The organism is Massilia scottii (assembly GCF_030846495.1).
Classification (GTDB): Bacteria; Pseudomonadota; Gammaproteobacteria; order Burkholderiales; family Burkholderiaceae_D; genus Telluria_A; species Telluria_A violaceinigra.
Map to the genome: position 1 here is coordinate 447,847 of NZ_JAVCWM010000001.1, position 10,251 is coordinate 458,097.

The window sequence follows — 10,251 nt, forward strand, 5'->3', positions numbered from 1 at the left end:
CGACATTCACGTGACTATCGATCGACAACTCGTCATTTTCGTTGCGGCCCATATCCGCGACTATTTGTCACGTCGCCCCCTTGCCAGCGACACGGCAGAGGGCATCCACCAGTGGTGGATCTGCTGGCTCACGACCCCGGAGGCCATCTCGGTAACAATGGCCGCGCTTGAACTACTGGAAACCGATGGTCTTCTCGAGCGGCGCAAATCCGGCACCCGCATATTGTGGCGTCGCAGCCAGCCTCCGTTCGGTCGAGGACACACCTTTGACGGCTCGTTCCGCCGTTGTTAGCCAGCGGGAGTGGCCTGGCGCGAAGGGTACAGCGAGTAGCCGCCCTTGCCCATCGCCGGATCGATCGAGCGCACAGCTTCTGCCCGCCGTCGCGGCAGCGATGACAGAGCGCTTACTGTGCCGGAATACGCCTTGCAAGCGCCTATCCCCGCGCAGGGCAACGTGCCGCGACCAGCGCTGTGGTCCGGCTCGGCATGGGGTGATTTCATCCCGCTCGGGAAAAAATTCACCACGCGGGCCCTCGTGTGGCACTGCGGGCTCGAAGCAGAGATAGCGGCCAGCGGGCCGAGGATATCTTGTCCTGGTTGCCCCGCACGCGCTTTTTTCGATTCCCTTCTCAATCAATGTCATCGCCGCAGGTTCTCAGCTGGCACGGATATTGATACAGATAAGGAAGATGGCCCTGAAGGAACGACCAAGCGGCCCCAAGGCGCTCGTAATGACAGGCCCGTTAATCTGTCATTGGATATGTGCTTCATTGATGCACGCGTAGCGCATGCCGGGAAGAATAATGTGGGGATATCACAGGTAACTGTTGCGCGTATGTCCTGCTAAGGAGGTTTCGAGATGATGTCGGATCGTAATTTCAGCTATGCAATGGGGGCCGTCGATGCTGGCGCGGCCGGTTTGTCGATGCTTGCCACCCAGTACAGTGGAACCACCGCCGCCAGGTTGGGCATCAGCAGTGGCGCGTTATGGACAGGTAGCATCCTGAACGAGCGAACCAATCGAGAGGAGAAAACCGGTCAGAGATATTTGCAAAGGGGTATAAACGCCTTGAATTTCGCTGCAGGCGCTTCCAACACGTTTGGTACGGTGGAGGCCAGCACTGGCGCGAATTTCGTTTCGGGAGCAGCCTGGATGGTGGGCGCGGGGCTTACCGCATTCCAGGGCGCCCAGAAAGCTTGGTATTCCACTGGAAAAAAGCGCCTCAGCGGCGGGCTCAAGGCCCTTGGCGGCGTAGCGAATGCAGCAGCCGCAGGGTTCAGCGTCGCCGCTACTCGCGCGCAGTTGGCGGGGAAGGACGCGGATGCTACGAACAATGCCGTTATCTCTTCCTGGCTCTGGATGGGCGGCGCAATCCTAGGGGGGGCGTCGACCTGGGTTGAGCCTGATCCCCTCCCCGCGGTGGACGCCCAGCCGGATTTATCTCGCGCCTCATCCGGGCCGAGTTCCCCGTCCGCATCGGATTTTTCAGGCTCGTTCTTGTCCAATTCGAGCGCGCCCCGCCCATCAGCAGACCCTCATTCCCTCGCCGAGCCGCTGCTTGCGAATCCTAAGCAGAAATACGGAAATTATAGTTTGGTGCGCCCGCGTCCGGCATCCCAAGACCAATCGGATTCTTCCAGCTCGATCTCGTCCAATTCGAGCGTCCACCGCTCATCACCCTCCACGTCAAAGCCGTTTCCCGCGATAGTCTCAGCACGGCATGGCTCCCAACCTTCGCCCGATCCCCAGGCGCGCCGTTCATCAACCGCAGGATCAGTGCTCCCGGCCATCGTTGGATCGCAGCCTGTACGCTCTCGTTCCTCCAGTTTAATTGAGCAAAGCAGAAGTGCATCCCCCAACTCGGGTCGCTCGCGTTCGGCATCGCCAGACCAGCAATCGCAGTCTTCCATGGACGCTCCGCCGGGCTCATCTCGATCCCCGTTCAAACACGGGTCGGATTTCCCGACCTCCATATTGCAGCACCCACCCTCGGTTTCCCTCAGTTCGCCGGCGCACGCCCACATGGTCGTAGGGCAGCCGTTTCCTCCAATAGCCGCCGTCCGGCAAGCGCGCTCAACTTCCACCAGCCAGCGGGCGCCCGGCCTGGCTGTGGCGCTGCAGCCGTCCCTGCGTTCGCGGAGTAAAAGTTTTCCAACTTAAAAAAATAGTGCGACGTCGAGCGCGCTGGATCAGGCAGCTTCGAAGCCAGTTACCCCGGCGCGTAGGGCACCAGCAGTTCGCAGCACGCACCCTGCGCGGCTAGTCAACCCCTTGGGCAACGGTTCTGGCTATGGCCCGGCGGACCATTACTTGGGCGAGGCCGCACAGTCTTGTCAACGCTATGCAGCCATTTCGGCGGTCAAATCTTACCCAGCAGTGGGTAATTTTTTGCTCATTAAAACGCGCAGTATGGGCCTCCTCCACTGCGAGCGCCAAGGCGCGGGTAGGCGCCATGACTGGCATGAAATATGCGAACACATCCAGACAATCCGGACCAGCATCTGCAGCAACTGCACGCGGCTATTAACTAACCCGCGATTTTCACGACCAACCGAGGGGTGCAAAAAAAGTGAAACCTCAAACTGGACTTCATTTGTTCTGGATCGCAAAAAAGCAACGTTTACAAAGTGTGAACTTACGAAACCTACTTTCCTGGGCGACACTCATAATCCCAACCGCACAGCGGCAACCGTCGCGCAAGGCAGTCCGCCGCGACAACTCTCAGGGACAGAACGAATGAATAGCCCATCGCGTGTCAACCTACTCGGATCGTCGCCGCAATTCCATTTGGCGTGTGCACAGATCAAGAAGATTTCACGGGTCGACGTCACCGTCTATATCGACGGTGAGACGGGCACTGGCAAGGAACTTGCGGCCAGGGCGATCCATTACCAGGGCTTGCGCTGCGACGGCCCTTTTGTTCCGGTTAATTGTGGCGCCTTGCCGGAAACGCTGATAGAAAGCGAACTGTTCGGACACGAGCGTGGGGCGTTCACCGACGCCAAGGTTGCCTCGCCCGGCTTGGTCAGCGAAGCCAATGGCGGCACGCTGTTCCTCGATGAAGTCGACGCGCTCAGCATGAAAGCACAGGCTTCCCTGCTGCGTTTCTTGCAAGACCGCAGCTACCGCAGGGTCGGCGGCGGTACCCCGCGCCATGCCGACGTGCGTGTCATCGCTGCCAGCAATGCCAACATCCACGAGTTGGTCGAGCAACGGCGCTTTCGGCGCGACCTGTTCTACCGCCTCAATGTGCTGACCTTGCACATGCCCGCCCTGCGCGAACGGGGTGGAGATTCGGTCGAGCTGGCGCAAGCATTCCTGGCACGTTTCAATCATCAATACGGGATGGCCCCCAAACGCTTGCACGCCGATGCGGTCGCATTCATCGCCGAGTATCCCTGGCCGGGCAACGTGCGCGAACTAGAGAATGTCATTCATCGCGAGTTCCTGATGTCGGAAGACAGCGAGCTGCGCTTTCCAGGCAAGGTGTCTCATCTCGACGTCAAGACCGGCGGCGAGGGCACCTCCTTCAAGGCAGCCAAGGCACGCGCGGTCGCCGATTTCGAACGGCGCTACGTGGGCGAGCTGTTGCAGCGGACCGATGGCAATATCACGCGCGCCGCGCGCATTGCCGGCCAGGATCGCAGCGCTTTTGGCAAGCTCGTGCGCAAACACGGTCTGGCACAATCGGCATGCGTGTCCGACCTCGAAGCCGGCTAAGCACCATGCTGACCCTGCATTCGCCGCGCCATGGATAAGCAACTCGTCATCGCTGTTGCCGCGCAGATCCGCGATTATCTGTCGCGTCGCCCCCATGCCAGCGACACGGCAGAGGGCATCCATCAATGGTGGATCTGTTGGGACACCACCCCGGAAGCGATCTCGGTCACGATAGCCGCGCTGGAACATCTGGAATCCAAAGATCTTATTGCGCAATGGAAATCCGGTAACCGCATGATATGGCGCCGCAGCGTAACGCGGCAGTCGAATGGCCCTGCCTTGCCAGATCGCATGAAAACCATGGGGGAAATATGAGCTCATCGTCTGGCAGCAATGGAAACAGTGGCAGGAAGCCATATACAACTTGGGCGCCCCCAAAGTTAGACAGCTTTGCGGCTGCCCAAGAACTGAGCCGAACGAAAGCAAAAGAACGCTGGGAAGCAAGCAACGCTGCCAATAAAGCGGGAAACACCGAGGAAGGGGGACGCAACGCTGCCTTTGCAACGGGATACGAGGTGGAAGCAGATGTCACCAGTCGCATATCAAGCTTCGGCCCTCCGGGATTCACTCATGTCGCAAGCCAGGTGCAGTTTCGGGGTGCGCTCCCCAGCCAGGCGATCGTCAATGGCTACCGCATTGCATATCGCGAAGCGGACCATATCGTGGAGTCCGCTTCTGAGCAACTCCATATGAATGAAATAAAGACTGCAAAGATTACTGATAGTGCCTTAGACCAGCTGATCGATTTGAGTATGGCCACGACATACAATGATAGGAATTTGCACAGCTTAACCGTGCTCTTTGGGGCCGGGAGCCAAAATGCCGAGTTGGATAAACTGGATCTTGTCCACAGGTATTCGCAGACACATGGGGGAGTTCCCGTCCTGGTTCGAACCAATTCGATGAGGAGTTTGCCAGGAGCGCTTACGGTCCCCGATGCGCTTAAATGGAGGGCGGGCCGCTACCCGGGAAGCCCCCATGCCGGAATGGCAGCGCGAACGTCGCCGCAGGTCGAAAAAAATACAGGATATGATAGATTAGAAAAGCACGTAAAGGAAATAAGCGACGCCGAATTTGCGAGGAAGTACCACGCAGAAAGAGGCTTTCAAGCTACATCTACAGCCGCCAACATGAACACGGGCGCCCAGCGGCCCACAGCTGCTACGAAGCCCGGGCATGCCCCCCCAGTGCAACATCCCCACGCCCCGTTATATTACGCTGCCGCGTCAGGGCTGCCCCCGCCTGGCAATGCCCAGGCCCACAACAGAGTGGAAAAGCCTTCAGCCGCAGGCACAGAAGAGCGGCGCGACCACCACGCCCAACTGGCACAATTTGCAGCCGAAGGGCAAGCCCGAATGGCTGCCTATCAAGACGCCGTACGAAATATCCACACGCCGCTGCCGCCGCTTGATGTGGCAAGACCGCTAAGTTCTCATAACCCCCAGTCCTTCTCTAGCAACGCCGTGACTTCAACAGGCTCTACATCGAGATTCTTGCCGAGCGACCAATTGGTTTCGCATACGCACTCGACAACGATGTCGAGCCACGTGTTATCAACACCGGCATCGTCATCATTCAGCTCCCCGCAGATGCGGTCGACCTCAGCTATCGACCTTACGCTCTCGCCCGAATCGAGGATTGCAGCGTCCTCCCCAGGCCCGCATGCGCCAAAACGAACAAATTCGCCAACCAATCCAAACAAGCGTAAGCACGTAGCGGACGACGCCGAGAGAAACGATACTGAAACGAGGACCTCTTCGTCGAGCTCGTCGTCGACCTTCGCCCCCACACATTCGCCCCAGCAGCGTACTAAATTTACCGCCAATCGATCGCCCGTCAACAATCGCGTACAGAGCAGTTCGTCATCCAGCGGAGCTGCGCCGCGCTTCCCTCCGCAAATATCGCCAATGAGGTCAACCAATCAGACGACATCTAGTACTTCCGGATTCGATGCTACGCCAAACGCCACGGCAAGGATGGGCCCATCGTCGCAGATGCGGTCGACCACAGCGACAACGCCACCATCGCACGATTTGAGCAATTCGGTGCCGAGCAAAAAGCCCCGCCAGGACAATTACAATATCGCTTTGCCCCCCCCATCGGTCACGGCGCCGCATGCGTCGCCGCACACCCCATTTGAACGATTTACACCCACCGGCAGCAACCATTCACCGGGATTGGCCAGCTTTTTCCCCAATTGGAAGTCGCCAACGCAATCTACGGCAAACCAGTCAGTTCGGAATGTAGGTGGCCGCGGGTCGGAGACCAAGCCGAAGTAAACGCACGGGGACAGAAAACAAGCGTGCCGCCGCCTCGACCGGAGTGGTCGCCGCTCGCCGATACGGTTGAATAACTTTCTGGTGCGCGCCGACCAGTTCTTCCTGGCCGCTTGCCTTATCTTGCCAGAAACACCGAAGCGAATTGTGCGGTCACGACGATGCCGCCTTCACCGATGCGAAGACGGCTTCGCTCGGTCTTGTAACCACGCTTGGTTCACCCTCTACGGCCTGCGTTCCATTTCCCCCTCCTCGTTCTATCGTTAGCGTGCTGCATCTGACGCCCCCGCTTGTTCGCGCAAGCGGTGAATTCATCTCCATGGGGCGTGAAAATCTACCCCATGCCTCGCGCTCGGTAGCAACGACGACTGCACGGAAAAAACGCAGCCAGGCGCGCCGTCGTGTGAGCAGTTTTTACCCTACGGCATCCAGGGTGATTCCATCATCTCGTTCCGAATCAAGGATTTAGCCGCACGTCCGCACCTGGCACGCTTATTGATATGAATAAGGAACACGATCCCGGCACAAGACCTGCCGGTAACAGACGAGATCGTCGGCAACCCCAACCTGGTGACGAGGAAGCGAGACTAGAGATGACTGAAAGCATACAAAAGAAACTGCTGCGGGTCCGGCCCCCGCGCGTGCGCATTACCTACGACGTCGAAACGGGTGGCGCGATGGAGAAACGCGAGCTGCCCTTCATCGTCGGCATCCTGGCCGACCTGTCCGGCGACCGCGCCGACGATGCGACCCTGCCGCCGATCAAGGAACGGCGCATGATCGACATCGACCGCGACAAGTTCAACGACGTACTCAAGTCTTGCAAGCCGCGCGTATCCCTGCTTGACGCGCTCAAGGCCGACGCCCAGCTTGGCGCGCTTCTGGCCACGCCGCAAGACCGGGCACTGACCATGCAGTCGCTGAGCGACTTCGAACCGATGCGGATCGTGCAAGCGCTGCCCTCGCTGAACGCCATGTACACGGCGCGCGGACAGATCCGCGCATTGCAGGCACGGGTGGAAGCGGACGATGCGATCGCCGCCATGGTCGACGCCTGGGTGATCGGCGACGATCCGAAAGCGCCGGACAACGACGCCAGGGTCGGCCAATTGCGCACTGAACTGATCAAGGCCCTTGCCGGCGGGGGGGCGCCGGACAAGTCGGCGCAGATGCGCGCAGTCGTACGCCTGCTCGATCAACTGGCCCCGGCATGGAACGCTGCATCGGCCATTGCGGCGGCGCCTTCCGATGCCGAATTGGCGGAACTGCGCTCGGCCGGCTTGCTGGCCCAGGGCGATGCCGCTCCGCAAGCCCGGGCACTGGCGCAGGCCCGCATCCGCGCCGCAATCATCGTGTCGGCGCTGTCGAAGGAAAATAGCCTGACCAACCGGGTCAAGGCCCAGCGTTTGCTTGGAAAGAGCGCCGAAGGCGCCGAGCCGGGAGCGTTCGACGCTAGCGATGCGGGCAAGACCCGATCGGCGGCATTGATCCCGCTCGGGGAAGAAGGACAGGACTTCGGCGTCGTCATCGCCGCCGCCAACACTGCGCAGCAGGACGATCCCGTTTGGGCCAAGGCCTTGCTGTTGCTTGGCCTCGCCGCTGTCCAGGCCGACACGATCGCCATCGTCGACTCGAAAGCGCAGCAACAAGCGGCAATGGCAGCCGACGCCCGCGACCGCATGCTCGATTTCGTCGCCTATCTCGGCGCCCAGGCCGACCAGCAAGACCTTGCCGGCGAATCCATCTTCCGCTTGATCGAAGCTTGCCTGCCCGACGAAGCCGGCAAGACGCTGCTACGCCTGCATCATCTGGCGACCCAAGTGTTGGTCCGCCTGCAGGACGCGGACGATGCCGGCAACGCGCTCCTGCAAAGCAGCGCACGGCGCGGCGGCGCCGCCGCCGCCATCGACGAGCGGGTGGTGCAGATCGACCAGATGCTGAGCACGGCGCTGTCGGGCATCATGCATGCCGAAAGCTTCCAGCGCATGGAAGCGACCTGGCGCGGACTCGGATATCTGGTCTTCAACACCGAAACGAGCACGATGTTGAAGCTGCGGGTCTTCAATGCCACCAAGGAGGAACTGCTCAAGGACATGGAGAGAGCGGTCGAGTTCGACCAGAGCGCGATCTTCAAGATGATCTACGAGCGCGAATACGGCTCCTTCGGCGGCACGCCGTATAGCCTGCTGGTGGGCGACTACCGCATCGGCAGTCTGCAGGCCGATATCGACTTTCTCAAGAAAATTTCCGAAGTGGCGGCAGCGGCGCACGCGCCCTTCCTGGCCGCCGCGTCGGAGCAATTGTTCTGCCTGCCGGCCTTTAACAGTCTCGACAAGCCGCGCGACTTGAAAAAAATTTTTGAAGGCGACGACATGGCGGCCTGGCGCGAATTTCGGGAGATGGAAGACGCGCGCTACGTCTCCCTGGTGCTGCCGCGCGTGCTGTTGCGCCTGCCTTACGGACAGCCGGAAAAACGCAACACCATTCCTTGCGACGGTTTGAATTACGAAGAGATCGTGGCAGACGCGGGCCCGATCTTGTCGCCCTCGGGCAATGTCATCTACGCCGACCCGCGCAATAACAACTTCTTATGGGGCAATCCGGCCTACATGCTGGCTGAACGCATCACGAATGCCTTCTCGCTGTACAACTGGACGGCGGCAATCCGCGGCGTCGAAGGCGGCGGACTGGTGGAAGGCCTGCCGCTGTACACCTATTCCTCCGATACCGGCATGATTGAAATGTTCTGCCCCACGGAAGTGGCCATCACGGACAGGCGCGAGAAGGAGTTGAACGACCTCGGCTTCATTTCCCTCTGCCATTGCAAGGGGGCCGGCAAGGCGGCCTTCTTCGGCGGACAAACCACCAACCAGCCGAAGAAATATTTCTCGGACGACGCCAACGCCAACGCGAGGATCTCCGCCATGCTGCCCTACATCCTGGCCGCCTCGCGCTTCGCGCACTACATCAAGGTCATCATGCGCGACAAGATCGGCAGCTTCCTGACCCGCACCAACGTCGAAGCCTATCTGAACTCGTGGATCGCCAACTATGTTTTGCTCGACGACAACGCGGCACAGGACTTGAAGGCGGCCTTTCCTTTGCGCTCTGCTTCGGTCGTCGTAACCGATGTACCCGGAGAACCCGGCGCTTATCGCGCAACGGTGTTCCTCAAGCCGCATTTTCAGCTGGAAGAGCTGACCACGTCGATCCGGCTGGTCGCCAATCTACCCAAATAATCGCGCTGCAGCACAACGACAACATCAACAGGAGAGCATATGGATCTGATCCTTTTACAGCCCGGCAGGCCGGACGTATTTGGCGGCGCGAACAATTGGAAGAACGGCGGCAGCCTGATCGACGATAAATGGCGTGCCGACGATTTGCAGCTCGGCCAGTGCATCGAGCTCATATCGATGCACCAAGGCATGAAACAGCAGATCACAACCGACGTCAGCAATTCCGCGCGCACGTCCGGCCGACCCGTCATCACCGAATTTACCTGCGTAAAGTACGTCGACAAGACCTCGGTCAAGCTCTACGACTATTGCCTGAGAGCCCTGCCGCTGGGCGCGGGGATACCCGAACCGACCAAACTATACGTGATGCGCAATTCCGGCGAAAAGACCGCCAACATCATCACCATTTCTTTGCGCGACGCCATTATCAGCGAGATCCAGCTACAGACCCACCCGGACGATATGCCGACCGAACAGTTCAAACTCAATTTCACCGAAATTCTTTGGACTTACACCGTGCAGGCGGCCGACACCACTACGCCTGGAAACTTGTCAACCGGCTGGTCGATCGCCCGCAATCGTCCCATCGGGCAGTTCACCGACTAAATCCTAACCGGAGCCACGCATGCAGTTTCTCTTCGAACGACTTGCCACCACCGTGAGCGCATCGACAGGTCGGGCCGAGCCGTTCGACCTGGCCAGCGCCGTGGCGGCGCAGATCGGTCGCCTCGTCGCCGTGCGCGCCACGGCGCCCGGCGACGAAATCGACCTGCTCAATTTCGGCATGCCGCAAGTGGTCGAGCTGGCGCACTCCAGCCGCACGCAACTGGAACGTTACGCGTGGCACCTGACGCGTCTGATTGCGCATTTCGAGCCGCGCCTGACGCATCCCGCTGTCAGTCTGGAACCCCGGCGCGATAGCTTGCAGCCCTATCGCCTGGTGGTCAGCGGCACGCTCGATAGCGCGCCCGACACCCACACCTTCCGTTTCGACTTGCCTGCGCACTGAGGAAAG

Annotated in this window: 8 protein-coding genes; 6 read left to right on the top strand and 2 right to left on the bottom strand. The window is 59.9% G+C overall.

The genetic code is table 11. From position 1 onward, the window contains the following. Positions 1-10 precede the first annotated feature (10 nt). Positions 11-292 carry a hypothetical protein gene (locus RBA41_RS01965; RefSeq protein WP_306620461.1) on the top strand — a complete coding sequence of 94 codons (282 nt, stop codon included), beginning with the start codon at positions 11-13 and terminating at the stop codon, positions 290-292. 1,295 nt (positions 293-1,587) lie between these two features. On the opposite strand, the gene RBA41_RS01970 is transcribed toward RBA41_RS01965, so the two are convergent. After that, positions 1,588-1,911, bottom strand: a complete 324-nt coding sequence (locus tag RBA41_RS01970; RefSeq protein WP_306620463.1) for a hypothetical protein — start codon at positions 1,909-1,911, stop codon at positions 1,588-1,590. A gap of 826 nt (positions 1,912-2,737) precedes the next feature. Between RBA41_RS01970 and RBA41_RS01975 the strand changes: the two genes are divergently transcribed. Both RBA41_RS01975 and RBA41_RS01980 read left to right on the top strand, forming a co-directional pair. Then, on the top strand, positions 2,738-3,721 hold the full coding sequence (locus RBA41_RS01975; protein WP_306620465.1) for a sigma-54 interaction domain-containing protein: 984 nt from the start codon (positions 2,738-2,740) through the stop codon (positions 3,719-3,721). 30 nt (positions 3,722-3,751) lie between these two features. Next, a complete protein-coding gene (locus tag RBA41_RS01980; RefSeq protein WP_306620467.1) occupies positions 3,752-4,036 on the top strand; it encodes a hypothetical protein in 285 nt (94 codons plus the stop codon). 1,117 nt (positions 4,037-5,153) lie between these two features. Here the strand turns inward: RBA41_RS01980 and RBA41_RS01985 are convergent. Continuing rightward, a complete protein-coding gene (locus RBA41_RS01985) occupies positions 5,154-5,642 on the bottom strand; it encodes a hypothetical protein (protein WP_306620469.1) in 489 nt (162 codons plus the stop codon). A 948-nt stretch (positions 5,643-6,590) separates the two neighbouring features. On the opposite strand from RBA41_RS01985, the gene tssC reads away from it, so the two are divergent. Genes tssC through tssE form a run of 3 tightly spaced genes read left to right on the top strand, consistent with a single transcriptional unit; the run spans position 6,591 to position 10,245 of the window. Continuing rightward, the gene (gene tssC / locus RBA41_RS01990) at positions 6,591-9,236 is read left to right on the top strand and encodes a type VI secretion system contractile sheath large subunit (protein WP_306620471.1); all 2,646 of its coding nucleotides are present in this window, start codon (positions 6,591-6,593) and stop codon (positions 9,234-9,236) included. A gap of 39 nt (positions 9,237-9,275) precedes the next feature. Continuing rightward, positions 9,276-9,842, top strand: coding sequence for an Hcp family type VI secretion system effector (locus RBA41_RS01995; protein WP_306620473.1), 567 nt, complete (start codon positions 9,276-9,278; stop codon positions 9,840-9,842). 19 nt (positions 9,843-9,861) lie between these two features. Further along, positions 9,862-10,245: a type VI secretion system baseplate subunit TssE gene (tssE, locus tag RBA41_RS02000; RefSeq protein WP_306620475.1), complete on the top strand. Its 384-nt coding sequence runs from the start codon at positions 9,862-9,864 to the stop codon at positions 10,243-10,245. Positions 10,246-10,251: the final 6 nt, after the last annotated feature.